This window comes from Streptomyces sp. NPDC007945, assembly GCF_042958885.1.
In the GTDB taxonomy this organism is placed as follows: domain Bacteria; phylum Actinomycetota; class Actinomycetes; order Streptomycetales; family Streptomycetaceae; genus Streptomyces.
Genome location: NZ_JBIBJV010000005.1, coordinates 563,031 through 588,404, shown reverse-complemented (window position 1 = coordinate 588,404; position 25,374 = coordinate 563,031). Strand labels below are relative to the sequence as shown.

General features: G+C 74.2%; 25 protein-coding genes. 7 read left to right on the top strand and 18 right to left on the bottom strand.

The features are described 5' to 3' along the window. The 3 genes from ACFZCF_RS19670 to ACFZCF_RS19660 all read right to left on the bottom strand — a co-directional run. Nucleotides 1–601 (bottom strand): ATP-binding cassette domain-containing protein (locus ACFZCF_RS19670; RefSeq protein WP_391287596.1); only part of this gene is annotated, 601 nt, incomplete at its 3' end. Nucleotides 602–904: 303 nt separating this feature from the next. Further along, entirely contained in the window at nucleotides 905–1,747 is an 843-nt protein-coding gene (locus tag ACFZCF_RS19665) for a DUF4097 family beta strand repeat-containing protein (RefSeq protein WP_391287594.1), read from the bottom strand. An 89-nt stretch (nucleotides 1,748–1,836) separates the two neighbouring features. Continuing rightward, entirely contained in the window at nucleotides 1,837–2,364 is a 528-nt protein-coding gene (locus ACFZCF_RS19660; RefSeq protein ID WP_388449726.1) for a toxin-antitoxin system HicB family antitoxin, read from the bottom strand. Between the two features lie 359 nt (nucleotides 2,365–2,723). Between ACFZCF_RS19660 and ACFZCF_RS19655 the strand changes: the two genes are divergently transcribed. The 3 genes from ACFZCF_RS19655 to ACFZCF_RS19645 all read left to right on the top strand — a co-directional run bounded on the left by ACFZCF_RS19655 (nucleotide 2,724) and on the right by ACFZCF_RS19645 (nucleotide 6,498). Continuing rightward, nucleotides 2,724–3,797, top strand: a complete 1,074-nt coding sequence (locus ACFZCF_RS19655) for a chitinase (protein WP_388449725.1) — start codon at nucleotides 2,724–2,726, stop codon at nucleotides 3,795–3,797. 191 nt (nucleotides 3,798–3,988) lie between these two features. Further along, nucleotides 3,989–5,437 carry an amidase gene (locus ACFZCF_RS19650; RefSeq protein WP_391287591.1) on the top strand — a complete coding sequence of 483 codons (1,449 nt, stop codon included), beginning with the start codon at nucleotides 3,989–3,991 and terminating at the stop codon, nucleotides 5,435–5,437. 86 nt (nucleotides 5,438–5,523) lie between these two features. Then, nucleotides 5,524–6,498, top strand: a complete 975-nt coding sequence (locus ACFZCF_RS19645) for a hypothetical protein (protein ID WP_391287589.1) — start codon at nucleotides 5,524–5,526, stop codon at nucleotides 6,496–6,498. A 23-nt stretch (nucleotides 6,499–6,521) separates the two neighbouring features. Here the strand turns inward: ACFZCF_RS19645 and ACFZCF_RS19640 are convergent, their stop codons facing one another. The 6 genes from ACFZCF_RS19640 to ACFZCF_RS19615 form a co-directional block, all read right to left on the bottom strand. Continuing rightward, nucleotides 6,522–7,448, bottom strand: coding sequence for an oligopeptide/dipeptide ABC transporter ATP-binding protein (locus ACFZCF_RS19640; protein WP_391287624.1), 927 nt, complete (start codon nucleotides 7,446–7,448; stop codon nucleotides 6,522–6,524). Nucleotides 7,449–7,501: 53 nt separating this feature from the next. Continuing rightward, complete coding sequence (locus ACFZCF_RS19635; protein ID WP_391287588.1) at nucleotides 7,502–8,533, bottom strand: oligopeptide/dipeptide ABC transporter ATP-binding protein; 1,032 nt, start codon at nucleotides 8,531–8,533, stop codon at nucleotides 7,502–7,504. Beyond that, nucleotides 8,533–9,519, bottom strand: a complete 987-nt coding sequence (locus ACFZCF_RS19630; protein ID WP_391287586.1) for an ABC transporter permease subunit — start codon at nucleotides 9,517–9,519, stop codon at nucleotides 8,533–8,535. The genes ACFZCF_RS19635 and ACFZCF_RS19630 overlap by 1 nt, the downstream gene beginning before the upstream one ends. Beyond that, nucleotides 9,516–10,508, bottom strand: coding sequence for an ABC transporter permease subunit (locus ACFZCF_RS19625; RefSeq protein WP_391287584.1), 993 nt, complete (start codon nucleotides 10,506–10,508; stop codon nucleotides 9,516–9,518). Before ACFZCF_RS19625 ends, ACFZCF_RS19630 begins: the two co-directional genes overlap by 4 nt. A gap of 14 nt (nucleotides 10,509–10,522) precedes the next feature. Then, nucleotides 10,523–12,274, bottom strand: a complete 1,752-nt coding sequence (locus ACFZCF_RS19620; RefSeq protein WP_391287582.1) for an ABC transporter substrate-binding protein — start codon at nucleotides 12,272–12,274, stop codon at nucleotides 10,523–10,525. A 180-nt stretch (nucleotides 12,275–12,454) separates the two neighbouring features. After that, nucleotides 12,455–12,706 carry an EF-hand domain-containing protein gene (locus ACFZCF_RS19615; protein WP_391287580.1) on the bottom strand — a complete coding sequence of 84 codons (252 nt, stop codon included), beginning with the start codon at nucleotides 12,704–12,706 and terminating at the stop codon, nucleotides 12,455–12,457. 140 nt (nucleotides 12,707–12,846) lie between these two features. Here ACFZCF_RS19615 and ACFZCF_RS19610 point away from each other — a divergent pair, with 140 nt between their 5' ends. Beyond that, entirely contained in the window at nucleotides 12,847–13,497 is a 651-nt protein-coding gene (locus tag ACFZCF_RS19610; RefSeq protein ID WP_391287579.1) for a transcriptional regulator, read from the top strand. Here ACFZCF_RS19610 and ACFZCF_RS19605 read toward each other — a convergent pair. Further along, nucleotides 13,440–14,234: a DUF817 family protein gene (locus tag ACFZCF_RS19605; protein ID WP_391287578.1), complete on the bottom strand. Its 795-nt coding sequence runs from the start codon at nucleotides 14,232–14,234 to the stop codon at nucleotides 13,440–13,442. The two genes, ACFZCF_RS19610 and ACFZCF_RS19605, sit on opposite strands and share 58 nt — an antisense overlap. A gap of 85 nt (nucleotides 14,235–14,319) precedes the next feature. Continuing rightward, nucleotides 14,320–15,033 (bottom strand): DUF2470 domain-containing protein, encoded by a 714-nt coding sequence (locus ACFZCF_RS19600; RefSeq protein ID WP_391287576.1) that lies wholly within the window; start codon nucleotides 15,031–15,033, stop codon nucleotides 14,320–14,322. Between the two features lie 165 nt (nucleotides 15,034–15,198). On the opposite strand from ACFZCF_RS19600, the gene ACFZCF_RS19595 reads away from it, so the two are divergent. Then, nucleotides 15,199–16,995, top strand: a complete 1,797-nt coding sequence (locus ACFZCF_RS19595; protein ID WP_391287574.1) for a BCCT family transporter — start codon at nucleotides 15,199–15,201, stop codon at nucleotides 16,993–16,995. An 81-nt stretch (nucleotides 16,996–17,076) separates the two neighbouring features. Here ACFZCF_RS19595 and ACFZCF_RS19590 read toward each other — a convergent pair whose 3' ends face one another. From ACFZCF_RS19590 to ACFZCF_RS19565, 6 genes are all read right to left on the bottom strand, one after another. Then, nucleotides 17,077–17,667, bottom strand: coding sequence for a TetR/AcrR family transcriptional regulator (locus ACFZCF_RS19590; RefSeq protein WP_388444890.1), 591 nt, complete (start codon nucleotides 17,665–17,667; stop codon nucleotides 17,077–17,079). Between the two features lie 130 nt (nucleotides 17,668–17,797). Further along, entirely contained in the window at nucleotides 17,798–18,043 is a 246-nt protein-coding gene (locus ACFZCF_RS19585) for a metal-sensitive transcriptional regulator (protein ID WP_388444969.1), read from the bottom strand. 100 nt (nucleotides 18,044–18,143) lie between these two features. Further along, entirely contained in the window at nucleotides 18,144–19,007 is an 864-nt protein-coding gene (locus tag ACFZCF_RS19580) for a TSUP family transporter (RefSeq protein ID WP_391287573.1), read from the bottom strand. Then, nucleotides 19,004–19,576, bottom strand: coding sequence for a rhodanese-like domain-containing protein (locus tag ACFZCF_RS19575; RefSeq protein ID WP_391287572.1), 573 nt, complete (start codon nucleotides 19,574–19,576; stop codon nucleotides 19,004–19,006). The genes ACFZCF_RS19580 and ACFZCF_RS19575 overlap by 4 nt, the downstream gene beginning before the upstream one ends. Before the next feature lie 50 nt (nucleotides 19,577–19,626). Continuing rightward, nucleotides 19,627–21,018 (bottom strand): rhodanese-like domain-containing protein, encoded by a 1,392-nt coding sequence (locus ACFZCF_RS19570; protein ID WP_391287570.1) that lies wholly within the window; start codon nucleotides 21,016–21,018, stop codon nucleotides 19,627–19,629. 225 nt (nucleotides 21,019–21,243) lie between these two features. Continuing rightward, nucleotides 21,244–22,032 carry a helix-turn-helix domain-containing protein gene (locus ACFZCF_RS19565; protein WP_391287568.1) on the bottom strand — a complete coding sequence of 263 codons (789 nt, stop codon included), beginning with the start codon at nucleotides 22,030–22,032 and terminating at the stop codon, nucleotides 21,244–21,246. A gap of 180 nt (nucleotides 22,033–22,212) precedes the next feature. On the opposite strand from ACFZCF_RS19565, the gene bla reads away from it, so the two are divergent. Continuing rightward, nucleotides 22,213–23,145 carry a class A beta-lactamase gene (bla, locus tag ACFZCF_RS19560; protein WP_391287566.1) on the top strand — a complete coding sequence of 311 codons (933 nt, stop codon included), beginning with the start codon at nucleotides 22,213–22,215 and terminating at the stop codon, nucleotides 23,143–23,145. 15 nt (nucleotides 23,146–23,160) lie between these two features. Here bla and ACFZCF_RS19555 read toward each other — a convergent pair whose 3' ends face one another. Beyond that, a complete protein-coding gene (locus tag ACFZCF_RS19555; protein WP_391287564.1) occupies nucleotides 23,161–23,631 on the bottom strand; it encodes a GNAT family N-acetyltransferase in 471 nt (156 codons plus the stop codon). Between the two features lie 230 nt (nucleotides 23,632–23,861). Between ACFZCF_RS19555 and ACFZCF_RS19550 the strand changes: the two genes are divergently transcribed. Further along, nucleotides 23,862–25,328, top strand: coding sequence for a tetratricopeptide repeat protein (locus tag ACFZCF_RS19550; protein WP_391287562.1), 1,467 nt, complete (start codon nucleotides 23,862–23,864; stop codon nucleotides 25,326–25,328). Nucleotides 25,329–25,374: the final 46 nt, after the last annotated feature.

The following is a 25,374-nucleotide window of genomic DNA, read 5'->3' as shown; positions in this document are numbered from 1 at the left end:
CGTCGGCGACGAGGTCGCGGACGATCTCCCACAGGGTGTGGCGGGAGCGGGGGTCGAGGCCGGTGGTGGGTTCGTCGAGGAAGATGACGCGGGGGCTGCCGACGAGGGTCATGGCGATGTCGAGGCGGCGTTTCATGCCGCCGGAGTAGGTGGAGGCGGGTCTGCCGGCGGCGTGGGTGAGGTCGAGGCGTTCGAGGAGTTCGGTGGCGGTGCGGCGGCCTTGGGGTCGGGGGAGGTGGTGGAGGTCGGCCATGAGGAGCATGTTCTCCAGGCCGGTGATGAGTCCGTCGACGGCGGAGAACTGTCCGGTGACGCCGATGGCGGCGCGGACGCGGTGGCCGTCGGTGGTGAGGTCGTGTCCGGCGACGGTGGCCCGTCCGGCGTCGGCGGCGACGAGGGTGGAGAGGATCTTCACGGCGGTGGTCTTGCCCGCGCCGTTCGGACCCAGCAGCGCGAAGACGGAACCGGCCGGGACGTGGAGGTCGACGCCGTCGAGCACGACCTTGTCGCCGTACGACTTCTTCAGGCCGGCGGCGGTGATGGCGGCGGGTGCGGGATGAGCGCCGCCCTGGTTCGGGAGCGGTGAATTGGGCGTGGGCATGACAGGCGAGGGCATGGAGGCCTCCGGTCGGAGTCTGGGATGGGGGGGCCGCCGAGGCGGTCCGGGTCGCGCGCCGCGGCCGCCCCTGGGCGGTGCCGGAGAGGGGTCCGCCGGGCCGGGCCGGGGATCGCCGTAGGAGGCAGGGCGCGGCTGGTGGCTGCGCCGTGTTCGGGAACGAGGTCGAGTGGCCGGGCGGTGGCCGTCCCGGTGCGGGCAGGGCCGGGAGCCGCGTACGGCGCCCGGGGCGGGCCCGGTCGGATGAGGTGCCGTGCGTCGTCGGCCGCCCCGCCGACGGGCGCGGGGTCAGGGGCGGGCGTGGCGGATGTCGATGTTTCCGTGCCGGGTGCGGGCGTGGACCTTGACGGTCTCCTCCGTCGCCTCGGGGGCGTCGGAGGCCGCCAGGCCGTTGCGTACCTGCCCGCTGCCGGAGACGGCGTCGAGCCACGCGGCAGTGCCCTCGCGGATGCCGACGGCGATGGCACCGTAATTCGTCTCCAGCCGCACCGTCCCACGGGCGACCTCGCCGACGCGGACCGTGCCGTGGGCCGTGGTCGCGGTGACCGAGTCCTCCGCGCGGTCCACCGTGATGTCGCCGTGCGCCCCGCTCACGCGCAGCTCGCCGGTGACCGCGCCGACCGTCGTGGTGCCGGCCGAGTTCTTCAGGACGGCCGGGCCGTCGACGAAACCGACGCGCACGCTGCCGGAGCTGGTGGTGATCTCGGCCGCCCCTTCGACGCGGTCCACGGTGATGGAGCCGTGCGAGGCGGTGAGGTGCAGCGGGCCGGTGGTGTCGAACCGGGCGTCGCCGGAGGAGGTCTTCACCCGGACCTCGCCGAACCGGCCCTCGCCCAGGACCTGGGTCCAGGCGCCGTCGACCTCGACCCGGGAGCCGGCCGGCAGCTCCACCGTCACGTCCACGATCCCGGTGCGGCCGAAGAGGTTCGACTTGGGCGTCCGCACGGTCAGCGTGCCGTTGGCGTACGACACCTCGGTCTGGGCCGCCGTCCGTACGTCCAGGTCCTTCTTCGGATTGCGTGGCGCCACCGTGACCACCGTGTCCGCACGGTCGCCGGCGACGAACTGGAGGGAACCGGCCTCGACGCGGGTCAGGGCCGAGATCGCTGCGGGAGTGTCGAAAGAAGGCATGGCTGTCCCGTCCTCTTGGGTCTCTGGAACGTCCCCGCTGGTGGGACGCGAATGGGGTGGAGTGGAGTGGAACGCGGATGCCGGGCGGGCTACCGCACCCAGCCCGTGATGCTCTGCCCGACGGACCGGGGCCGCTCCGCCGTGCGCGGGCGGGTCGCGCCGCCGCCGTCGAGCGCCGACGACACGGCGCGTACCAGCCAGGCGTTCACCGACAGGCCCTCGCGGCTCGCGGCCTCCTCGGCCCGCGCCTTGAGGTGGGCCGGGAGCCGCAGGTTCACCCGGGCGACCGCGCCCTCCTCCGCTTCGGGGAGCGGCGGGGCCGGGGGCGGCCCGGCGGGCTCCGACGGCTCCACGGGCGCCGTGCCGCTGTCGGTCGGCGGCCGCGTCACCACGAAGTCCGGGTCGAGACCCCGGAGCCGTACGTCGACCGAGCCGGGGGCGAGCTCGCGGGTGATCTCGTCCGTCGCCGCGGAGAGCACGTTGAGCATGGTGAGACGGGCCGCCGACTCCAGCGGGGCGGTGAGCCGCTCCGCCAGCTCGCGGGCCGCGTCGCCACCGGCTTCGGCGGCCACCGCCAGTTCGCGGCGGAGGGTGTCGACATACGGGGTGAGGTCCATGACGCCATCATGGCACCATCGTGGCGCTACATGCAACCCCTTGTGGCGTCACGTGGTGTCGCGTGGCGCTGAAATGGCGCCGCAATGGTGCCGGATGGCGTCAGTGGTGCCACAGGTGGCGTCGGATGGCGCCAGTGGTGCCGCAGGTGTGTCGGGTGGCGCGTGGGTGGTGCCGCGAGGTGCGCGGGTGAGTTCGCCAGGGTCCGCTTCCGCGTCCGGCGGGTGCCCCGCCGCGCCCTCGCCCATACCGTCAACTCCCCTACGCTCGCGGATGGTTGACGGAAGGTCTGGACCAATCTACGGTCTCCTGAAGCGCGCGCCACGCCCCGGACCGCCCCCACGTCCCAAGGAGCATCCGCATGCCAGGCTCACGGATCGTCCGCGCCCTCGGAGCGGGCCTCGCGGCCCTGCTCGCCGCCGTCGCGGCCGTCCCCTCCCAGGCCGCCGCCACCCCCACCCCGACCGCCCACTCCGCCGACACCTGCGCCCTCAAGCCCCGTCCCGCCGGCAAGGTCCTCCAGGGCTACTGGGAGAACTGGGACGGCGCCGCCAACGGCGTCCACCCTCCCTTCGGGTGGGCCCCGATCGACGACCCCCGGTTCGCCGCCCACGGGTACAACGTCATCAACACCGCCTTCCCCGTGATCCGCTCCGACGGAACCGTGCTGTGGGAGGACGGCATGGACAACACCGTCAAGGTCGCCACCCCCGCGGAGATGTGCCGCGCCAAGGCCGCGGGCGCCACCATCCTCATGTCCATCGGCGGTGCCGCCGCCGGCATCGACCTCAGCTCCGCGGCCGTCGCGGACCGCTTCGTCGCGACGATCGTGCCGATCCTCCAGCGGTACAACTTCGACGGCATCGACATCGACATCGAGACCGGTCTCGTCGGCAGCGGCAGCATCACCACCCTCTCCGCCTCCCAGGCCAACCTCGTCCGGATCATCGACGGCGTCCTCGCCCGCATGCCCGCGGGCTTCGGGCTGACGATGGCGCCCGAGACCGCGTACGTCACCGGCGGCAGCGTCGCGTACGGCTCGATCTGGGGCGCGTACCTGCCGATCGTGAAGAAGTACGCCGACAACGGGCGCCTGTGGTGGCTGAACATGCAGTACTACAACGGCAGCATGTACGGCTGTTCCGGCGACTCCTACTCCGCCGGCACCGTCGCCGGGTTCACCGCGCAGACCGACTGCCTCGACCGCGGTCTCGTCATCCAGGGCACCACGATCCGGGTCCCGTACGACAAGCAGGTCCCCGGCCTGCCCGCGCAACCCGGGGCGGGCGGCGGCTACATGGCGCCCTCGCTCGTGGCCCAGGCCTGGAACCACTACGGCGGCAAGCTGAAGGGCCTGATGACCTGGTCGGCCAACTGGGACGGTTCGAAGAACTGGACCTTCGGCGACAACGTCAAACGACTCCAGGGCCGTTAGCGGCACGCCGACGGGCGCACCCCGTCCCGTCGGCGCGCGCACCGCCTCCCCCCGGCGGGCGCACCGCGTCCCGTCGGCCGCGCACCGGTCGGGCGTGTACCGCGTCCGCTACGCCCCTCGCGTGTTACCCGCGGGTACGCCATCATGGCGGCAGCAGGTGACCACGACCGATCCCGGGGGCTGAGGCAGCGGTGAGCGACGACGAGCGGAACACGGTGCACGCCTTCCGGGACGACTCCCTCGGGGAGCACGACGCCGTCGGACTCGCGGAGGCGATCCGACGGCGCGAGGTGAGTCCCGCCGAGGCCGCCCGGGACGCGGCCGCCCGGCTCCATGCGGTCGCCGGGCTCCACGCGGTGCAGACCCTGCTCGACCCTTCCCCGGGCTCTCCCCTTCGTTCCAGCGAGGCGAGGCCCCGAGCCCTCGGCGGCGGGAACGGCGGGGCCTTCGCCGGGGTCCCCACCCTCGTCCAGGACAACACCGACTTCGCCGGGCTGCCCACCGGCCACGGCAGCGCCGCCTTCACGCCCCGGCCCGCCCGCCGGCACGCGCCCTTCGTCCGGCAGTTCCTGAGCACCGGCGTCACCGTCCTCGGCAAGAGCCGGCTGCCGGAGTTCGGCTTCAGTCCCGCCACCGAGTACGAGAACGCCGAGCCGGTCCGCAACCCCTGGCACACCGGACACTCCTCCGGCGGATCCTCCGGAGGCGCCGCGGCGCTCGTCGCCGCCGGAGCCGTACCCCTCGCGCACGCCAACGACGGCGGCGGCTCCATCAGGATCCCCGCCGCCTGCTGCGGACTCGTCGGCCTCAAGCCCACCCGGGGCCGGGTCGTCGGCAACGACCAGAGCCGGCACCTGCCCGTCGACCTCGTCGCCGACGGCGTCGTCACCCGCACGGTCCGCGACTCCGCCGCCTTCCTCGCCGCCGCCGAACGCTACCGGCGCAACCCGAAGCTGCCGCCCGTCGGACTCGTCGAGGGGCCCTCGGACCGCCGCCTGCGCATCGGCTTCCTGCTCGACTCGCCGAACGGCGTCACGTGCGACGACGACACCCGCGCGGCCGTCACCGAGACCGCCGTGACGCTCCGGGGCCTCGGCCACACCGTCGAGCCCGTCACCATGGACCTCGACCCCCGCTTCACCGGCGACTTCCTCACCTACTGGGGCATGCTCTCCTTCCTCCTCGGCGCCACCGGCCGCACCTTCGCCCCCGACTTCGACCGCCACCGCATGGACGGGCTGAGCCGGGGGCTGCGGGAGGAGTACGTGAAACGGTGGCGGGACACCCCGGGCGTGCTGCGCCGGCTGCGACGCACCAAGGAGGCGTACGCCGCCGCGCTGCGCGGTCTCGACCTCGTCCTCACCCCGGTCCTCGCCCACACCACGCCGCCGATCGGGCACCTCAGCCCCGCGGTCCCGTACGAGGTCCTCGTCGAGCGCATCCTCGCGTACGTCGCCTACACCCCGGTCGACAACGTGGTCGGCACCCCGTCGATCTCGCTGCCCAGCGCCCGCACCACCGCCGACGGCCTGCCGGTCGGCGTCCTCCTCTCCGGCCGCCCCGGCAGCGAACGCACCCTCCTGGAGGCCGCGTTCGCCCTGGAGGCCGAGCGGCCCTTCCGGCGCATCCAGGACGCCTGAGGGCCCGGCCCCCGACCGGGTGACGGGCGGCCGGGCGGCGGAGGTTCGGCCCGGCCGTCCGTGCCGGACCCCGCAGAGTGGGGCGCATGAACGTCGACGTCGAGCGGATCACCCACGAGCTGTACGGGCTGCGGCCGTCCGAGTTCACGGCCGCCCGGGACGCCCACGTCGCCGAGGCGCGGCGTGCGAAGGACACGGCGGCCGCGAAGGAGATCGCGGCGCTGCGACGGCCGCCGCTCGCCGTCTGGGCCGCCAACCTGCTGGCCCGTGAACGGCCCGAGGAGGCCGAGCGGTTCCTCGCCCTGGGCGCGGCCCTCCGCGAGGCGCACCGGATGCTCGACGGCGAGCGGCTGCGGGAGGCCGGCGGGCAGCAGCACCGGCTGGTCGCCGCACTCGTCCGCACCGCCGCCGGGCTCGCCGAGGCAGCCGGGCAGCCCCTGAGCGACACGGTCCTCGGCGACGTCGAACGCACCCTCCACGCCGTCCTCGCCCACCCCGACGTCGCGGGACCCTGGTCACGCGGCAGCCTCGCGACCCTCCCGGAGGCCGCGGTCGGCTTCCCCGACGTCTCGCCCGAGGCCCGGCCGCGGCCCGCCGCGGCGCGGGACGAGCAGGGCCCCGAGGACAGCGGGACGGTCGAGGACGGCAGAACCGGAGGGGACCGCAAGACCCGCACGACCCGCGAGACCCGTGCGGCCCGTGAGGCCCGAAAGGCGGAGAACGCCCGCCAAGCGGAGCAGGCACGGGAGGCGGAGAACGCCCGCCAAGCGAAGCAGGCTCGCGCGAAAGAGAAGGCCCGAGAGGCGGAACGGGTTCGGGTGCTCCTCGCGCGGCGGGTGCGGGAGCGGGACGCGGCCCGGGAGGCGGCGGACGCGGCGAAGGCGGCGGCCGAGGAGGCCGCCGGGCGGCTCCGCCGCGCCGAACGCGAGCGGGAGGAGGCCCGCTCGGCCGCCGCCGAGTCCGAGCGCATCGCGGCGGAGGCCGAAACGGCCCTGAGGGCCGCCGAGTCCGCCCTCGACGAGGCGCGCCGCGCCGCCGGAGCCGCCGGGGACGACTCCTGACACGGCGGGTGCGAGGGGATGCGTCAGTCCGGGAAGTGGCAGGCCACCTCCCGGGGTTCGGCCGAAGTCGGCCTGCGCAGGACCGGGCGTTCGGCGCGGCAGATCGGCTGGGCCTTCGGGCAGCGGGGGTGGAAGGTGCAGCCGGGTGGGGGAGCGGCGGGACTGGGCGGGTCGCCCAGGAGGGTGATGCGCTCGCGGGCGCGCTCCGCCGCCGGATCCGGCAGCGGCACGGCGGAGAGCAGGGCCCGGGTGTAGGGATGGGCGGGCGCCTCGTACACGTGCCGCTTGGCGCCGATCTCGACGATGCGGCCGAGGTACATGACCGCCACCCGGTCGCAGACACGTTTCACCACCGACAGGTCGTGGGCGATGAAGAGGTACGCGAGGCCGAGTTCGTCCTGGAGCCGTTCCATCAGGTTGACGATCTGGGCCTGGACGGAGACGTCGAGGGCCGACACCGGCTCGTCGGCGACGACGAGGCGCGGGCCCGTCGCGAGCGCCCGCGCGATGCCGATGCGCTGGGCCTGGCCGCCGGAGAACTCGTGCGGGCGGCGGTCGGCGTGTTCGGGGATGAGGCCGACCAGTTCCATCAGTTCCAGCGCGCGGGTGCGGGCCTCCTCCGCCGTGCTCCCCTGGACGAGGAGGGGGTCGGCGATGATCCGGGCCACCGACTGGCGCGGGTTGAGTGAGGAGTGGGGGTCCTGGAAGACCATCTGGATCTCGCGGCGGAGCGGTTTCATGGCGCGTTGCGAGAGGTGGGCGATGGGGCGGCCGTCGTACTCGACGGAGCCGGCGGTCGGTTCGAGGAGCCGGACGATCGTCCGGCCGGTGGTCGACTTGCCGCAGCCGGACTCGCCGACGAGGCCCAGGGTCTCCCCGGCCGCCAGGTCGAAGCCGACGCCGTCGACGGCGCGCACGGGGGCCGAGCCGCGTCGCCCGCGGAAGGTCATCTCCAGGTCCCGGACCCGCAGCAGCGGCGGCGTACCGGGGGGAGTCGTCGAGCTCACGGGGCGGTCCCTTCGTGGGCGGCGGCCGGGAAGGCGGCGAAGTGGCAGGCGGCGGTGCGGCCGTCGAGCCCGGTGAGCGCCGGGCGTTCGGTCGCGCACCGGTTCCGCTCCTCGGGCGTGCCCGCCGCCGCGCGGGCGCAGCGGGGGGCGAAGGCGCAGCCGGGGGCGGGGTCGAGGAGGGACGGCGGGGTGCCGGGGATGGCGCGGAGCGGTACGTCGTCGGGGTCGTCGAGCCGGGGCAGCGAGTCGAGGAGGCCGCGGGTGTACGGGTGCGAGGGGGCCGCGAACAGGGCGTCGACCGGGGCCTGTTCGGCGGCCCGGCCGCCGTACATGACGAGTACCTCGTGGGCGACGCGGGCCACCACGCCCAGGTCGTGGGTGATCATGACGACGGACAGCCGGCGTTCCTGCTGGAGGCGGGCGAGGAGGTCGAGGATCTGGGCCTGGACGGTGACGTCGAGCGCGGTGGTGGGCTCGTCGGCGATGAGCAGGTCGGGTTCGCAGACCAGCGCCATGGCGATCATGACCCGTTGGCGCATGCCGCCGGAGAACTGGTGGGGGTACTCGCCGACGCGCCGCTTCGGCTCCGGGATGCCGACCTCGGCGAGCGCCTCGATCGCGCGGGCGCGGGCGGCGGCCCTGCGGGTGCCGAAGTGGACGCGGTGGTGCTCGGCGATCTGTTCGCCGACGGTGTAGTACGGGTGGAGGCTGGAGAGCGGGTCCTGGAAGATCATCGCCATCCGCCGGCCGCGGAGCCGGCTGAGCTCCCGGTCGGGGAGGCCGACGAGTTCGCGGCCGTCGAGGGCGACGGAGCCGGTGACCTCGGCGCCGGTGTGCAGGCCCATGACGGCGAGCGAGGTCACGGACTTGCCGGAGCCGGACTCGCCGACGATGCCGAGGGTGCGGCCGTGCGGGACGTCGAAGGAGAGGGAGTCCACGGCCCGGACGGGGCCGCGCGGGGTCGGGAAGGTGACGCGGAGGTCCCGGACGGTCAGCAGCGGGGGCGGGGTGGTGGCGGTGTCGGCCATCAGTACCTCACTCGCGGGTCGACGACGGCGTACAGCAGGTCCACGGCGAGGTTGGCGACGACGATGAAGGTGGCGGCGAGCAGGGTCACGCCGAGGATGACGGGCTGGTCGCCGGTGGTGAGCGCGCCGTAGAAGAGGCGTCCGATGCCGGGGAGTCCGAAGAGGGACTCGGTGATGACGGCGCCGGCGAGGAGGCCGCCGAGGTCCATGCCGAAGAGGGTGAGGATCGGTGTCATGCCGGCCCGCAGGCCGTGCTTGACGACGACCGTGCGGCGCGGCAGGCCCTTGGCGCGGGCGGTGCGGATGTACGGCTCCGCCATGGACTCGATCATGGCGCCGCGGCTCTGCCGGGCGTACATGGCGGCGTACAGGATCGCGAGGGCCAGCCAGGGCAGGAGCAGGTTGGACGCCCAGGACGCCGGGTCGGACGTGAACGGCACGTACTGCGGGTAGGGCAGCAGGCCGGTGAGCCGGATCAGCCCGTAGACGAGGAGGACGGAGGTGAAGTAGACCGGCAGGGAGGCGGCGGCGACCGCGCCGACCATGAGGGCCCGGTCGGTCAGGGTATCCTTGCGGAGGGCGGCGGTGACGCCGGCCGTCAGGCCGAGGGCCAGCCAGAGGACGGCGGCGCCGACCGCGAGCGAGGCGGAGACCGGCAGCCGGTCGACGAGCAGGTCCCAGACGCCCTCGCTGTTCTCGTACGAGTAGCCGAGGCAGGGGAAGTCGCAGTGCAGGGCGTACTGGCCGGTGCCCACGGTGCGGCCGGTGAAGATCCCGGTGACGAAGTCGGCGAACTGCCGCCAGACGGGGGCGTCCAGGCCCATGTGCGCGCGGATCGCCTCCAGGCGTTCGTCGCTGCACGCCTTGCCGCAGGCGGCGGCGGCCGGGTCGGAGGGGAGGACGTAGAAGATGGTGAAGGTGACGGCGGCGATGGCGAGGAGGACGCCGAGCATCCCGAGGAGCCGGCGCCCGAGGTAGAGGATCACGTGCGGCTCCCCCGGGGGTCGAGGACGTCGCGCAGTGCGTCGCCGAGGAGGGTGAAGGCCAGCACGGTGAGGAAGAGGCAGAGGCTCGGGACGAGGAAGTACATGGGGTCCGTGTCGTAGTAGGCGACGCTCTCGGCGATCATCTGGCCCCACGACGGGGTCGGCGGGCGGACCCCGACGCCGAGGTAGCTCAGCGCGGCCTCGGTGGCGATCATGCCGGGGACCATCAGCGTGGTGTACGCGATGACCGGTCCGGCGACGCCCGGGAGGATGTCGCGGGCGAGGATCCGCCAGGGTCCGGAGCCGCCGACGCGGGCGGCGTCGACGTACTCGCGGTGCTTGAGGGAGAGGGTCTGGCCGCGGACGACCCGGGCGACGCCGGGCCAGCCGAAGAGGCCGATGACGAGGGTCATGAGCAGGATCCGGTCGACGTCCCTGGCCACCGACATCATCGCGATCATGAAGATGAGGGAGGGGAAGGACATGGTGAGGTCCATCAGCCGGGAGAGGACCGTGTCGGTGCGGCCGCCGAAGTATCCGGCGGCGATGCCGGCGGTGGTGCCGGCGAGGACGACGATCGCGGTGGCGGCGAAGGCGATGAGCAGGGAGACCTGGGCGCCGTGCACCACCCGGGCGAACAGGTCGCGGCCGGTGACGGGTTCGACGCCGAGCCAGTGGTCGGCGGAGACCCCGCCGAGCGGCCCGATGGGCAGCCCGCCGAGGTACGGGTCGACGGCGGACTTGTCGAACTCCTCGGGGCCCCAGCCGCCCAGCGCGCTGATCAGCGGGGCGGCGACGGTCATCACCGCGAAGAGGGCCACGACGGCGAGCGCGACCTTCAGGGAGGCGCGGCGGCGCAGTTCCGCCCGGACGAGCCGCCAGGCACCGTCGGCCGGATGGACCGGGGCGACGGCGCTCGTCGGAGGCGTCGGCACGGGCTCGGGCGCGGGGCCGGACCCCGGCGCGGGTGCGGGTGTGGTGGTGGTCATCGGGGCGCCGTCCCTCAGTCCGTGCTCTTCGACGGGTCCTTGAGACCGACGGTCGCGTAGTCGATCTGGCCGCCCCAGGAGGTGTGGCCGTAGGCGCCGGCGACGTTGGTGCCGACGAGGAGGGAGCGGCGCTTCGTGGCGGCGGGGGCGACCGGGGCCTGGGCGAGGATCCGGGCGTCGAGCTCCTGCCAGGCCTTGTGGGCGGCGGCGCCGTCGGTCATGGCCGCGATCTCGTCCATCCGCTTCATCGTGGCCTCGTCCTTGAAGAGGGAGTGGTTGCCGGAGTTCCCCTTCTCCTTGATGTAGCGGCCGTCGAAGACGAAGGGCAGGAAGGTGGTGCCGGAGGGGAAGTCGGGGCACCAGCCGGTGTAGACGAGGTCGGTGCGGTTCCTGGTGTCGCCGATGGTGTCGTAGAACGCCGACGGGTCGACGGTGTCGATGGTGACCTCGATGCCGGCCTTGCCGAGGGACTGCTGGATGGCCTCGCCGATCGCCTTGTCGCCGGTGGAGACGGTCAGGCGGGTGGCGAAGCCGTCGGGCTTCCCGGCCTCCTTCAGCAGCCCCTTGGCCTTCTCGGGGTCGCCGGCGAGCGGGATCCTCAGGGTGTCGGGCTGCTTGCCCCCGGTGAAGAGGGCACCGGGCATGGCGGCGCTGGAGGCGTCGGTGACGGCCGGGCCGCCGGCGGCGGTGACGACGGCCTCCCGGTCGAGGGCCCACTGGACGGCCTGGCGGACCTTCAGGTCGTCGAAGGGGGCGCGGCCGGTGTGCATCTGGAGCATGTCCGTACAGCTGCTGGACTCGGCGAGCAGCCGGGCCTTCACGTCGGCCACGGTGAGAACCTTGGAGAGGGACTCGGGGCGGAGCTGCGCCCAGGAGATCGCGGAGGCGTCGGCGCCGGAGGAGGCGATGAGGCGGTCGTCGACCTGGTTGCCCTTGAGGCCCATGGTGACGACGATCCGGTCCGGGTAGGCCTTGCGGACGGAGTCGGTCCTCGGGTCCCAGTGGGTGTTGCGGACGAGCACCATGCGCTTGTCGCGGGCGTAGCTCTCGATCTTGTACGGCCCCGAGGAGAACGGGCGGTTGTCGTACTGGGGGCCCTTGTCCTGCTTCGGCGGCACCGGGGCGAAGGTCGGCAGGGTGGCGGCGAAGGGGAACTCGGCGAAGGGCTTGTGGAGTTCGAAGACGATCGTGCGGGCGTCGGGGGTCTTCACCGAGTCGAGGTGCCGGCCCCGCGCGGGACCCTGGTAGCCCGCGGCGCCCGCCAGGTAGCGGGCCGCGTAGTCGGGGCCGCCGGGCAGGTCGGGGGAGAAGGACCGTTCGACGTTGTGCTTGATGTCCTGGGCGGTGATCGGGGTGCCGTCCTCGTACTTCAGGCCCGGCTTCAGCCGGAAGGTCCAGGTCCTGGCCCCGTTCGACGGGGTGCCGAGGTCCTCGGCGAGGTCCGGGACCAGCTCGCTGCCCTGGGCGCCGGGCGCCGCCTTGTACGTGACGAGGGTGCGGTAGAGCAGCCGGGTGCCGAAGTCCATGTCGGGCATGACCCAGTTGCGGGCCGGGTCGAGGTGGGAGAAGTCCTGGTTGGACAGGACGGTGAGGGTGCCGCCGCGCTGCGGGGTGCCGCCGAGGACCGCGCCGGCGTTGGCGGCGGCGGGGTTCTTCCGCTCGGGGCCGCCGGCCTTGCCGCCGGACGAGCCCCCGGAGCAGGCCGCGAGGCCGAGGGTCAGGGTCGACACCAGGGCGATGGCCAGGGTGTGGGTGCGCTTGGTCATGGGTCACTCCGAGGAGAGCGGAAGGGCGTTCGGACAGCCGCAAGCGGCCGGAATGTGACCCGTAACATAGTAATGTGAAATTGCACTGACAAGGTATGGGATCCCGCTCGCCCCGTCCGTTACCCATCCGTGCCCTTTCGGGGGCCGCCCGGCTCCGCGCCGGAGGCGGCCCCGCGGGGGTCACCAGCCGAAGCGACGGTCCACGACGGCGGCGAACTCCTCGTAGCTGAGGACGCGGTCGCCGTTCTGGTCCGCCGCGTCGAACAGCGCGGCGGACGCGTCGTCGCCCCCGACGCCCCAGAAGGGGATGACGCCGCGCGCCGCGAGCGTGGGACCCTTCTCGCGCAGCGCCCGGATGACCTCCGTACGGGTCAGCGTGCCGTCGTGGTCGAGGTCGAGCGCGTCGAAGAGGACGCGGGCCCTGTCGCTCATGGCGGGTCCTTCGGTGAGGGTGGGCCGGCCCGGCACGGCCCGGCACGGCTTCGTACGGAGAAAGACGCACCGGCGGCCGGACGGGTTGCCCGGGCGGAACGCTAGCCGGGGATCCGGACGACACCCCCTAGGCTCCCTCCATGGCGACCTCCCCGATCCCCTCCGCTCCCGAACTGCTGGTCCTGCACGCCGTACGGCTGCGGGGCATGACCACCGAGGAGGAGGCCGCGGCGCGCTTCGGGCTCGATCCCGCCGCCGTGGGCGAACTGCTGCTCGACCTCCAGGCGTACGGGAGGGTCACCCGGTCCTCCTTCGCCGGCACCTCGGGCTGGAGCCTCACCGACCGGGGGCGGGCCGAGGGGGAGCGGCTGCTCGCCGAGGAGCTGGCCGGGTCCGGGCAAGAGGCCTTCGTCCGGGAGCGGTACGGGACCTTCCTGGCGTACAACGCCCGCTGCCTGAAGGCCTGCACCGACTGGCAGCTGCGGCCCGACGACCACGGGCGCCTCGCCGTCAACACCCACGGGGACCCGGTCTGGGACGGGCGGGTCCTTGACGAGCTGACCGTGCTCGGCGGGGTCATCGACACCCTCTCGGGCGAGCTCGGCGCCCTGCTGCCGCGCTTCGGCGGCTACGGCGAGCGCTTCACCGGCGCCCTCGCACGGGTGCGGCGCGGCGAGCTGTCCTGGGTGGACCGGCCGCGCGCCGACTCCTGTCACACCGTCTGGATGGAGCTTCACGAGGACCTGCTGGCGACGCTCGGCATCCGCCGGGGCGAGGAGCCCGTCCCGTAGGCGAGGACGAAGGTGACGGAGATGAGGAGCGCCCAGGCGCCGAACTTGGCGATCGAGACGGGCTGCCAGCCGTCGAGCTGGTCGGGATAGCTCCACGCGCCGGCGTAGGTGGCGGCGTTCTCCGCGATCCAGAGGAAGAAGCCGATGAGGACGAAGGAGAGGGCCAGCGGCATCCGGTGGTCCTCCTCGCCGACGCGGAAGCTCACCCAGGTGCCCGCGGTGGCCAGGAGCAGCAGCGCGGCGAGGGGCCAGCGGGCGTCGGGCAGCCAGTGGTGGCTGAAGAAGTTGAGGTAGACCGCCCCGGCGAGGACCGCCATGGCTCGGGGCCGGTAGCCGGTCACCCGCAGGTCGAAGAGGCGCCAGGCGCGGCAGACGTAGCTGCCGACGGCCGCGTACAGGAAGCCGCCGTACAGGGGCACGCCGCCGAACTTGGTGACGGCGTCCTCCGGATAGCTCCATGAGCCCATGCGGACCTTGACCAGCTCGAAGACCAGGCCGATGAGGTGGCAGACGGCGATGACCACGACGTCCCGCCCGCTGTCCCAGCCGAGCCGCCAGGCCAGGACGGTGAGCAGGACGCCGTAGCCGAGGAGCAGGTCGTAGCGGGCGACGGGCAGCTCGGGCAGGAGCGCGGAGACGGCGATGCCGCCGACGAGCGCGACGGCGAAGGCGCAGCAGCGCGCCTCCAGGAGGGCGAAGCGCAGGAGCTGGCGGAATCCGTGCCTGATCTGGTCCATGCGGGAGGGGACGCGCCCGCGCGCGTGTGCGGTTTCCGCCGGGTGGCGGGGTGGCCGGGCAGCCGGGGTGGCCCGACGGGTCGGGTCAGGGGTGGTCGTGGTGGTGGGCGCAGCGCGGGGCGGTGAGCAGTCGGCGGACCATGTCGCCGGCCTCGGCGGCGTCGCGGGCCTCGCCGGGGAAGAGGAGGCGGAGGTCGCAGTGGCCCTCGCCGTACTCGCAGCGCAGCGACACCGCGTGTTGGTCGATGGCGAGGGGGAGGGCACGGACGACGCCGTGGGGGAGGCGGGAGCCGGCGAGGACGACGAGGTCGGAGACGAGGTCGGCGTGGGCGTCGGCGAGGTGGGTGAGGAGGGCCGCCTCTTCGAGGGCGAGCGGGTCGGGGGCGGCGAGGGTGTACGCGCCGGGTGCGACGTCCTGGGTCCCGGTGCCCGTGCGCAGGGTGACGCCGGCGAGGTCGAGGCGGAGCGAGCCGAGGTCGCCCGGGGTGGCGGGGGCGAGCCGTCCGGTGAGGGTGACCCGGGCCCGGACCCGGTCGCGCACGGCGGTCGGGGCGATGTCGGTGAGGTCGATCCGGGCGTCCGGGCGGCCGAGCGGGGCGCGGGAGAGGTGGTCGGAGAGGGGGGTGTCCGCGGGCGGGTGGAGGGTGATCCGGCCGCGGGCGCCGACGGTGTGCGCGCCGAGGAGGTCGTAGGTCGCGCCGTCGATGGTGAGGGAGAGGGAGATCGCCCGGGCCAGCACGGAGCGGACCTGCTCCGCGGCGGTCTGCTGGGGCAGGGCGGGGGAGGGGGCGGCAGGCACGGAGACTCCTTGATCGATTTTTAGGTAAGGCTAACCTAACCATCCCTTGCGGGAGGTGTCCAGGAGTCGAACGAGCCTGTTGGTCCGCCGAGTCGGCCGTCTCCTGTGGTACTGCCTTATCGGGACATAAACCCTTTGTCCCGCTGGTGAGGAAAGAGGCCGTGGATGGCGAGAGTCGAACAGGAACCGGGTGCGGGCGAGGAGGAAGGGCGCGGCAGGGACGGGGGCGGGCGCGGGGCGCGGGCGGTGACGGCGGACCTGCCCGCTCACGGCCACCGCCACCCCGCCCACACCGATCCGGTCGTCTTCGGCGTCACCGCCGTCCTCACCCTCGCCTTCGTCGTCTGGGGTGCCACGGCCACGGACAGCCTGGAGTCGGTGTCGAGCAGTCTGCTCGACGGCCTGATCCGGGACGGCGGCTGGGCGTTCATGCTGGCCGCCTCCGGCTTCGTCGTCTTCGCGCTGTGGCTGGCCGTCAGCCGGTACGGCCGGATCACGCTCGGACGCGAGGGCGAGGGGCCGGAGTTCCGCACGGTCTCCTGGATCGCCATGATGTTCAGCGCCGGCATGGGCATCGGCCTGATGTTCTACGGGGTGAGCGAACCGCTCGCCCACTACGGCACCCCGCCGCCCGGCACCTCCCCGGCCGACTCGGCCGAGCGGATGGAGACGGCGATGGCCACCACGCTCTTCCACTGGACGCTCCACCCGTGGGCCATCTACGCCGTCGTCGGACTCGCCATCGCCTACTCGACCTTCCGCCGCGGGCGCCGGCAGACGATCAGCGCCGTCTTCGTGCCGCTCCTGGGCAAGCGCCGGGCGCTCGGCGGGCCGGGCCGGGTCATCGACATCCTCGCCATCTTCGCCACCCTCTTCGGCTCCGCCGCCTCGCTGGGGCTCGGCGCGCTCCAGATCGGCAGCGGCGTGGAGGAACTGGGCTGGATGGAGCGGGCCGGCACGGGCCTGCTGGTCGGCATCATCGCCGTGCTCACCGTCGCCTTCGTGCTCTCCGCCGTCTCCGGCGTGGAGAAGGGCATCCAGTGGCTCTCCAACATCAACATGGTGCTCGCGCTGCTGCTCGCCCTGTTCGTCTTCGTCGCGGGACCCACGATCATCGTCCTCGACCTGCTGCCGACCTCGATCGCCGCGTACATCGGCGACCTGCCGCAGCTGGCCGGCCGCACCGAGGCCACCAGCGGCGAGAACATCCACGCGTGGCTGGGCGGTTGGACGGTCTTCTACTGGGCGTGGTGGATCTCCTGGACGCCCTTCGTCGGCATGTTCATCGCCCGGATCAGCCGGGGCCGGACGATCCGTCAGTTCATCGGCGGCGTCATCCTGGTGCCGAGCGCGGTCAGCCTGGTCTGGTTCGCGATCTTCGGCGGCACGGCGATGCGGATGAGCGAGCGGGGCGAGCTCTCGGGGGAGACGACGCCGGAGGGGCAACTGTTCGGCCTCCTCCAGGAGTTCCCGCTGACGGGCGTGATGAGCCTGCTCGTGATGGTCCTCGTCGGGATCTTCTTCGTCTCGGGCGCGGACGCCGCCTCGATCGTCATGGGCACCCTGTCGCAGCGCGGCGCGATGGAACCGACGCGCCCGGTGGTGGTCTTCTGGGGCGTGGTCACCGGCGCCGTCGCCGCGATCATGCTGCTCATCGGCGACGGGCAGGGCGACGCCCTGGCGGGCCTGCAGAACCTGACGATCCTCGTCGCCGCCCCGTTCGTCCTCGTCATGATCGGCATGTGCGTGGCCCTCATGCGGGACCTGCGCGAGGATCCGCTGATCGTGCGCGGCCAGGTCGGCGAGGAGATCGTCGGGGTCGCGGTGATCGCCGGACACGAGCGGTACGACGGCGACTTCGAGCTCCGCATCGGCCCGGGCCCCTCCGGCGGCGCGACCCCGGCCCCGCCCGCCCCGCCCGCCGGGGGCGGGGGGAGCCCGGTCGGGGGTGCGCCGGGCTGAGCGGCGGTCGGGCCTGGCTGAGCGCCGGGTGGGCCGCGTCGCGTGGCGGGTGGGGCGCGTCGAGTTCGGGGCCGGTCTCCGTCAGGGCCCGACCGCCCGCCAGATCCGGTCGGGGAGAACGCGGCTCGCCTCTTCGAGGTCGACGTCGCCGAGGGTGAGCCAGCGGCGGGCCATGCCGATGACGGGGCCCAGGACGAGGGCCTCGATCACCGGGGTCGGCAGGTCGGCCAGCTCGCCCGCCGTGCGGTGGGCGTCCAGCCAGAGCTCGATGGGGGTGAGCCGGGCCTCCTGGTTGTCGCGGATCTCGCCGGCGCGGGCCGAGCCCTCCTGGTCCGCGAAGGGGGAGTGCAGGAGACGGGAGGCGGCCGGCTCCGTACGGACGAAGTCCAGATAGGCGTGGACGACCGCCTCGATGCCGGAGCGGGCGTCCTGATGCGCGAGCAGCGCGGTGCCCAGCCGGTCGAGGAGACGGCCGAGCCAGCGCAGGGCGAGCGCGGACACCACGCCGTGGAGGTTGCCGAAGTGGTGGTAGACGCTGCCGGTGCTGACGCCGCTCGCCCGGGTGAGGGCGGCGACGGTGAGGCCCGCCTCCCCCTCGTGCGCGTAGAGGTCGAGCGCCGCGTCGAGGACGCGCTCGACGGTGACTTCTCCGCGCTGCTGCTTCCGGCTCATCGAGCGGGGTGCCCCTTTGTCCGTGCGCCATGGCTGGCCTGGTGATTTCCGTACCTGGTCAGCATAGGAGGCGGGACGGCCGTCCGACCCCCTCGCGCGGGCCGCGGGCGGCCGGCGGCGGGGGCGGGCGCTACGCCAGGGCGAGGAAGAGCCGCTCCAGCTCCGCTTCCGTCATCGGCGGACCGCCCGCCGGCTCCTCGGACAGGCACTGCCGCATCCCGCTCGCCACGATCTTGAACCCGGCCCGGTCCAGGGCCCGGGAGACGGCGGCCAGTTGGGTCACGACGTCCTTGCAGTCGCGGCCCGCCTCGACCATCGCGATCACTCCGGCCAGCTGGCCCTGGGCCCGGCGCAGGCGGTTCAGCACGGGTGTCATGGCCTCTTCGTCGACTCGCACGGGCGTCCTCCTTCTCGTCGCCCCCACCCGCCAGAATACCCCGAGGGGTATCAGATCGGACTGCTTCCGGGGATGCCGCTCACTCGTGGGCGGTCTCCGTACGGCCCCGGGCCCGCCGGGCGATCGCCCCGGCTACCGCCGCGAGTCCGGCGGCGCCCAGGACCGCCCAGGTCGCCGGATGGGTCCGGACGGCCGGGTCGAGCTCCCCCGCGAGCACGAAGGACCCCGTCGCCGCGACGAACCAGCCGAACGCCCGGCGGAGGGCCGCCCGCGGGACCCGCGCGGCCGCCCGCGCCCCGGCGAGGCCGCCGAGGACGGCCGCGGCGGTGACCGTCAGGGCGAGGCCCAGGTCCAGGGTGACGCCGGACAGGTGCCCGGCGAGACCCGCGAAGGAGTTCATGGCGATGACGAGCAGCGAGGTGCCGGCGGCGACGCCCATCGGCAGCCCGCCGAGGAGCGCGAGGGCCGGAACCACCAGGAAGCCGCCCCCGGAGCCCACGAGTCCGGTCACCGCGCCCACCAGGACCCCCTCGCCGGCGACGCGCCGCACGGACGGCCCGCCGCCGGCCGGCCCCGGCGCCCGGGCGGTGCGGGGGGCGCGGAGCATGGCGGCGGCCGTGGCGAGCGTCATCAGGGCGAAGGCGACGACGAGCGCCGTCGCCGGGACGTACTCCGCGAGCCGCCCGCCGCCGTACGCGCCCGCCATGCTGAAGGCGCCGAAGAGCAGACCGGTCCGCCACCGGACCCGTCGCGCCCGCGCGTGCGGCACGAGGGCGGCGAGGCTGGTCACGCCCACGACGAACAGCGAGGTCGCGATCGCCTCCTTCGGGCCCAGCCCGGCGAGGTGGACCAGGATCGGTACGGTGAGGATCGAGCCCCCGCCGCCGAGGACGCCGAGGGCGACGCCCACCAGCAGCGAGGCCGCGAGGACGAGCACGGTCACCGGGCGCTCCGCAGCTCCGCGACGACGGTGCGGAGGTCGGCGCGGGGCCCGCGGTTGTAGGGGAGCTTCGAGAGCAGGACGCCCAGGGCGCAGGTGTTGCTGAGCGCGGCGTAGGTGAGCCCGGCGCCGATCGCGGTCCCGACGAGGTGGACGCCGGGGACGGCGATGCCGATCAGGCCGGTGGCGAGGACGACGGAGCCGGCCACGAGCCGGACCTGACGCTCCATGTCCCACCGCTCGGGGCCCCGCTCCACGGGTGCGCCCGACCCCTCCCAGGCGACGATGCCGCCCTCCAGGACCCGAGGGTTCGGCAGACCGGCGTCGGCGAGGGCCCGCGCCGCCTCCCGCGCCCGCTGCCCGGAACGGCAGACGAGGACGACCTCGTCGTCCAGGTGGGCCAGCAGTTCGGCGCGGTGCTCGCGCAGGGTGCTGAGCGGCACGTTGTACGAGCCCGGGATGTGGGTCGTACGGAACTCGCCGGGCGTGCGGACGTCGAGCAGGCGCGGTGCGCGGCCCTCCTGGGCGAGGCGGTGCAGGACGGTGGGGGAGAGGGAGGGAGCGGTGGTCATGGGGGAGCGGTTCCGTTCGTGTGAAGGGCTTCTGAGGGGGGCGCGAGGGCTCAGGCGGCCGGGCTTCCCGCCGCCGTCAGGGCCCAGGCCGCGTAGCCGCCGAGGATGTCGGAGACGTCCTCGAAGCCGCGCCGGCGCAGCAGGCTCGCGGCGACGGAGGAGCGGTGGCCGCCCGCGCAGTGCAGGACGAGGGGCCGGTCCGTGGGGAGTTCGCCGAGCCGGGCGGGGAGTTCGGCGAGCGGCAGGTGCAGGGCCGCGTCGATGAAGCCGTCCGCGGCGCGCTCGCCGCAGGTCCGCACGTCCACGACGAGCGGCGGCCGGTCGCCCGCGAGCGCGGTCCGCAGCTGCGCCGCCGTGACGCGGCTCGCCGGGACGACCTCGTCGGCGAGCGCCTCCAGCGCCGCCTCCGGATCGGGGAGGTACCCCTCGACCCGGTCGAATCCGACGCGGGCGAGGCGGGTGACGACCTCCTCCTCGCGCCCCTCGGGGGCGACGACGAGGAGCCGGTCGGCCGGGTCGAGGACGGTTCCGGCCTGCTCGGCGAACCGTCCGTCAGCCGGCACGTTCACGGCGCCGCGCAGATGCCCGGCGGCGAACTCCCGCGGGTCGCGGGCGTCGACGACGACGGCCCCGGCGGTCCGCGGCCCGGCGAACCCTTCGAGCGTCAGGGCCCGGGCCGCGGTGGCGGAGTCGTACCGGCGGCGGTCCTTGCGGTTGAGGTCGGCGTCGTGGGCGAAGTAGCCGGGCGCCGCCGGCTGCCCGGCCGTGACGAGGGCGACGAAGGCGTCCCGGTCCATGGGCGCGCAGGCGTAGTTGGTGGCGCGCTGCTCGCCGATGGTGGAGGACCTCTCGGTGGAGAGGTTCTTGCCGCAGGCCGATCCGGCGCCGTGGGCGGGGAAGACCCGGACCTCGTCGGGCAGGCCCATCAGCTTGTGCTGGACGCTGTGGTGCAGCATCCCGCCGAGCTCCTCGGCGGACACCCCGGCCGAGGCGAGCAGGTCCGGCCGGCCGACGTCCCCGATGAAGAGCGCGTCCCCGGTCAGGACGCCGTACGGGACGGCGTCGCCGGCGTGCTCGTACACGAGGAGGCTGATCGATTCCGGGGTGTGGCCCGGGGTCTCCATGACCTGGAGGACGACCTCGCCGAGCACGATCCGCTCGCCCTCGTCGAGCGAGCGGACGGGGTACTCGGTCTCGGCGCGCCGGCCGTAGCCGATCCACGCGCCGGTGTCGTCGCCCAGCTCCAGGTGACCGGCGACGAAGTCGGCGTGGACGTGGGTGTTGACGACTCCGACGATCGTGAAGCCGTGCGCCGCGGCGTCCGCGAGGTACTCGGAGACGTCCCGGCGGGGGTCGACGACCACGGCGCGCCCGGTGCCCTCGTCCGCGACGAGGTACGAGGCGTGGGACAGGCAGTCGAGGTAGTACTGGGCGAAGAACACGGCGGAACCTCCCGCGAGCGGGCTGAATACCCCCCCGGGTATGTACGAGTACGACCGTACGGGCCGGTATCGCGCCACGTCAAATACCCCCCTAGGTATTCAGCGTCACAGGGGGAAGGGGTGCGAGGGAGTCGGCGGGCAAGGGAGAGGGGCGCCGCCGGTCTCCCGGTGGCGCCCCTCTCCGTCTCCCCCCTCGGGCCGTTCAGCCGTCCCGCGTCCGCCGGGTCAAGGCTCGTGGCCGGCCGCGGCGACGGCGAAGGTCTGCGCGATCAGCACCCGCTCCGCCCGCTCCTGGAGCCGGTCCGCGAGCCCGCGCAGCCGCGCCCCCTCGGCGGCGGGGATCGACAGGGCCACCGCGGCCGCCGCCGTGCCCACCGTGATCGGCACCGCCGCGCACGCGGTCCCCAGCGCGTACTCCTGGTGCTCCAGGACCGGCCGCCGTCTTGGGGTCGTCGCGAGCCGCCGGTCGAACTCGCCCCGCGTGGCGACCGTGTGGGCGGTGAGAGCCGTCACCCGGTGGCGGTTCAGGTGCTCGTCGCGCTGCTCCGGCTCCAGTTGGAGCAGCAGGCTCTGGCCGGCGGCGTGGGCGTGGGCGGTGGCCCGGAAGTCGGCCCACTCCGCGACGGGCGGCCGCGCCGGATTGCGGGACACGGTGTCGAGCCGCACCTCGCCGTCCAGGTAGCGCGCGAAGTACACGGCGGCGTCCAGCTCCCGGCTGAGCGTGTCCACCCAGGCCTGGATCCCCAGGGCCGGCTCGTGGGTGCCGGAGCCGGGGCCGCGGCGCAGCGGCGAGACGAGCCGGTAGGCGCCGCTGTCGTTGCGTACCAGGCCCTCGTGGACCAGGGTGCGCAGCAGGTGGTACGCGGTCGGCAGCGGCAGCGCCGCCTCGCGGGCCAGTTGCTTGGCGCTCCCCGTGCCCCCGCGCCGCTCCAGCTGGTCCATCAGTCGTACGGCTCGGCGCACCGACTGGATCAGGGTCGGCGCCGTGCCGCTCTCCCGCTCGTGGTGGGGCATGCGCGTCCTTTCGTCCACGGTCGGAGCACGGTGCTCCCTGGTGTCATGATCAGAAAGTGAACCACTCGTCACGTACCGTCAGGTAACCGGGGGTGTCGGAACCGGACCGCCCGTCCGGGCGTGGTGCACTGCGGAAACGATCACCCGCGATCGTCGACGATCGCCTGCGAAGGGACGTCCGTGCACACCCAGAACTCCGGCGCCTCCCGCCGGACCGCCCTCACCCTCGGCGCCGCGACGGCGCTCACCACCCTCGGCCTCGCCGGCGCGGGCACCGCGCACGCCGCGAGCCGGCCGTCCGGCCGCGCCGACGACCGGATCACCGCCCGCCTGCGCGCCCTGGAGGAGCGGTACGACGCCCGCCTCGGCGTGTACGCCCACGACGTGCGCTCCGGCCGCACGATCGCCCACCGGGACCGTGAACGCTTCCCGATGTGCTCGGTCTTCAAGACCCTCGCCGCCGCGGCCGTGTTGCGCGACCTCGACCACGACGGCACCTTCCTGGCCCGCCGCGTGCACTACACCGCCGCCTACGTCGAGAAGTCCGGCTGGTCCCCCGTGACCAAGGAGCCGGAGAACATCGCGAACGGCCTGACCGTCTCCGCACTCTGCGACGCCACCATCCGGTTCAGCGACAACACCGCCGGCAACCTCCTCCTGCGCGAGCTCGGCGGCCCCACCGCCATCACCCGCTTCGCCCGCTCGCTCGGCGACCCGGTCACCCGGCTCGACCGCTGGGAGCCCGAGTTGAACTCCGCCGAGCCCTGGCGGACCACCGACACCACCAGCCCGCGCGCCATCGCCCGCACCTACGGCAGGCTCGTCCTCGGCCGCGCCCTCGACCCCGCCGACCGCGGCCTCCTCACCGACTGGCTGCTCCGCAACACCACCAGCCCCACCCGCTTCCGCAAGGGCCTGCCGGCGGACTGGACGGTGGCGGACAAGACCGGCGGCGGCTCGTACGGCGGCAACAACGACGTGGGCGTCACCTGGCCGCCGGACGGCGGCCCCATCCTCCTCGCCGTCCTCACCACCCGCTTCGAGCAGGCGGCCCCGGCCGTGGACGAACTGGTCGCGGGCGCCGCGGCGATCGTCGCCGAGGAACTTCGCTAGGCCGGGTCCTCCGGGTCAAGTCCCGGTGGCCATGTCGTACGTGATCCACATCGTGCGCGTGGCCACCTGGTCGTACTTGGAGCGGGCGCGGTGGTTGTCGTCGGCCGTGATCCAGCGGACGACGCTCCAGCCGCGCTCCGCGCCGATCCCGCGCAGCGCGGCGAGCAGCAGGTCGGCGGCGCCGGTGCCCCGGCTCGCCGGGTCCACGAACAGGTCGTCGAGCCAGCCGCCGACCGACGCGGAGAGCGGCCGCGCGAAGGCCCGGAAGTGCGCGAGCCCCACGAGCCGCCCGTCGGCCCCCTCGGCCACCAGTCCCTCCACCTCGTGTCCGGGGTCGTGGAGCCACGACCAGACGAGCGCCGCCGCCTCCTCGCTCTGCTCGACCCGGTAGAACTCGGCGTAGCCCCGGTACAGGGCGCGCCACTGCGCGAAGTCGTCCTCCCGGACCGGACGGATCCGGACGGCGGCGTCGGCGGCGACGGACATGAACGTTCACTCTCCTTGTGCTGCGTGCTGCGTGCTGCGTGGGTGCTGGGTGCTCCGAGTGGTGCGCCGCGGTGCGGGACCAGTGGATCACGCTGCCGGACCACCCCCCTCGCCGAGGTCCGCGCGGAGTGGCGCGGGGACGGCCGGGGCACGCTCCCGATGTCGGCGGGAGGGCCGTGCCCCGACCGTCCGGGCCCCAGGCATCCGACGAACCGAGGTGAGGATCCGCGTTGGCGACCGACCGCTACGGCAACACCCTGTACGCCTGCGGCCCGGAGGGGGCCGAACATCTGGACCGGGCCGTGGAGGCCCTGCTCTTCTTCCGGCCCGAGGTGACCCAGGCCGTCGCCGACGCCCTCGCGGCGAGCCCCGGCTCGCCCGACGCCCAGGCCCTCGCCGCCTATCTGGGTGTGCTCGGCACCGAGCACACCGGCGCCGCGGCGGCCAGGACCCGCTTCGAGCGCTTCCTGGCCGGCTGCGACGCCTCCGCGCTGCCCGAGCGCGAGCGGCTGCACCTGGCCGCCGCCGGCGCCTGTCTCGCCGGTGACCTGCACGGAGCGGGCGATCTCCTGGAGGAGCTGTCCCTGGCGTACCCGCGGGACGTCCTCGCCCTCTTCGCCGGGCACCAGCTGGACTTCCTCACCGGCGACGCCGTCCGGCTGCGGGACCGGATCGGCGGCGCCCTGTCGGCGTGGGGGAGGGCGGACGAGCACCGGGGTCCGCTGCTCGGCATGTACGCCTTCGGCCTGGAGGAGTCGGGCCACTACCGGCGCGCGGAGGAGACGGGCCTCGCCGCGGTCGAGCGGCATCCGAGGGACGTGTGGGCGGTGCACGCGGTGACCCACGTCTACGAGATGCAGGGCAGGGTCGCCGAGGGTGTCGCCTTCCTCGACGGCCGCGCGGACGACTGGGCGCGCGGCAACTACCTGACGGTGCACAACTGGTGGCACTACGCGCTGTACGCCCTGGAGGCGGGCGCGGAGGAGACCGCCCTGCGGGTCTACGACGCGGCGGTCCACCCGGCCGAGTCGGCGGGGCTCGCCATGGAACTCCTCGACGCCGCCGCGCTGTTGTGGCGCCTGCGGCTCGCGGGCCGGGAGGAACCGGAGCGCTGGGCGCGGCTCGCCGACGCCTGGGCCGCCCGGGCCGATCCGCCGTTCTACGCCTTCAACGACGCCCACGCCGTGATGGCGTACGTCGGGGCGGGCAGGATCGCGCAGGCCGAGGCGCTGGTGGCCGACCGACGCCGGTGGCTGGCCGAGGGCGAAGGGGAGGGCGAGGGCGAGCGGCGCACCCTCTCCAACCACGCCATGACGGCCGAGATCGGCCTTCCGGTCTGCGAGGCGCTCCTCGCGCAGGGGGGCGGTGACCACGCGGCCGTGGTGGAGCTGCTCTGGCCGCTGCGGCGCCGGATCCAGGTCTTCGGCGGCAGTCACGCCCAGCGCGACGCCGTCCAGCGCACCCTCCTCGAATCGGCGCTCGCCGCGGGGGAGCACGACCGGGCGCGGCTGCTGCTGAGCGAGCGGGACGGGCTGCGCCCGGACAGTCCGTACAACTGGCTGGGGAGGGCCCGGCTGGCCGACGCGATCGGTGACGCGGCGCTCGCGGCGGTGGCGCGCGAGCGGGCGGTGGGAGCGACGAAGGGCCTGATGCCGACGGCGCCCGGACTCGGAGTCGTACCGAACTCACCGCGCTGACCAGCGGATTCGGCCCCGGGTCCGGGGCCGGGCGTCCGCCTCCCCC

Bases quoted from the DNA above. Each gene is read 5' to 3' on its own strand.
- ACFZCF_RS19665 (WP_391287594.1), bottom strand. From the start codon at position 1,747: ATGCCTTCTTTCGACACTCCCGCAGCGATCTCGGCCCTGACCCGCGTC.
- ACFZCF_RS19660 (WP_388449726.1), bottom strand. From the start codon at position 2,364: ATGGACCTCACCCCGTATGTCGACACCCTCCGCCGCGAACTGGCGGTG.
- ACFZCF_RS19655 (WP_388449725.1), top strand. From the start codon at position 2,724: ATGCCAGGCTCACGGATCGTCCGCGCCCTCGGAGCGGGCCTCGCGGCC.
- ACFZCF_RS19645 (WP_391287589.1), top strand. From the start codon at position 5,524: ATGAACGTCGACGTCGAGCGGATCACCCACGAGCTGTACGGGCTGCGG.
- ACFZCF_RS19640 (WP_391287624.1), bottom strand. From the start codon at position 7,448: ATGACCTTCCGCGGGCGACGCGGCTCGGCCCCCGTGCGCGCCGTCGAC.
- ACFZCF_RS19635 (WP_391287588.1), bottom strand. From the start codon at position 8,533: ATGGCCGACACCGCCACCACCCCGCCCCCGCTGCTGACCGTCCGGGAC.
- ACFZCF_RS19625 (WP_391287584.1), bottom strand. From the start codon at position 10,508: ATGACCACCACCACACCCGCACCCGCGCCGGGGTCCGGCCCCGCGCCC.
- ACFZCF_RS19620 (WP_391287582.1), bottom strand. From the start codon at position 12,274: ATGACCAAGCGCACCCACACCCTGGCCATCGCCCTGGTGTCGACCCTG.
- ACFZCF_RS19615 (WP_391287580.1), bottom strand. From the start codon at position 12,706: ATGAGCGACAGGGCCCGCGTCCTCTTCGACGCGCTCGACCTCGACCAC.
- ACFZCF_RS19610 (WP_391287579.1), top strand. From the start codon at position 12,847: ATGGCGACCTCCCCGATCCCCTCCGCTCCCGAACTGCTGGTCCTGCAC.
- ACFZCF_RS19605 (WP_391287578.1), bottom strand. From the start codon at position 14,234: ATGGACCAGATCAGGCACGGATTCCGCCAGCTCCTGCGCTTCGCCCTC.
- ACFZCF_RS19595 (WP_391287574.1), top strand. From the start codon at position 15,199: ATGGCGAGAGTCGAACAGGAACCGGGTGCGGGCGAGGAGGAAGGGCGC.
- ACFZCF_RS19590 (WP_388444890.1), bottom strand. From the start codon at position 17,667: ATGAGCCGGAAGCAGCAGCGCGGAGAAGTCACCGTCGAGCGCGTCCTC.
- ACFZCF_RS19585 (WP_388444969.1), bottom strand. From the start codon at position 18,043: ATGACACCCGTGCTGAACCGCCTGCGCCGGGCCCAGGGCCAGCTGGCC.
- ACFZCF_RS19575 (WP_391287572.1), bottom strand. From the start codon at position 19,576: ATGACCACCGCTCCCTCCCTCTCCCCCACCGTCCTGCACCGCCTCGCC.
- ACFZCF_RS19565 (WP_391287568.1), bottom strand. From the start codon at position 22,032: ATGCCCCACCACGAGCGGGAGAGCGGCACGGCGCCGACCCTGATCCAG.
- ACFZCF_RS19555 (WP_391287564.1), bottom strand. From the start codon at position 23,631: ATGTCCGTCGCCGCCGACGCCGCCGTCCGGATCCGTCCGGTCCGGGAG.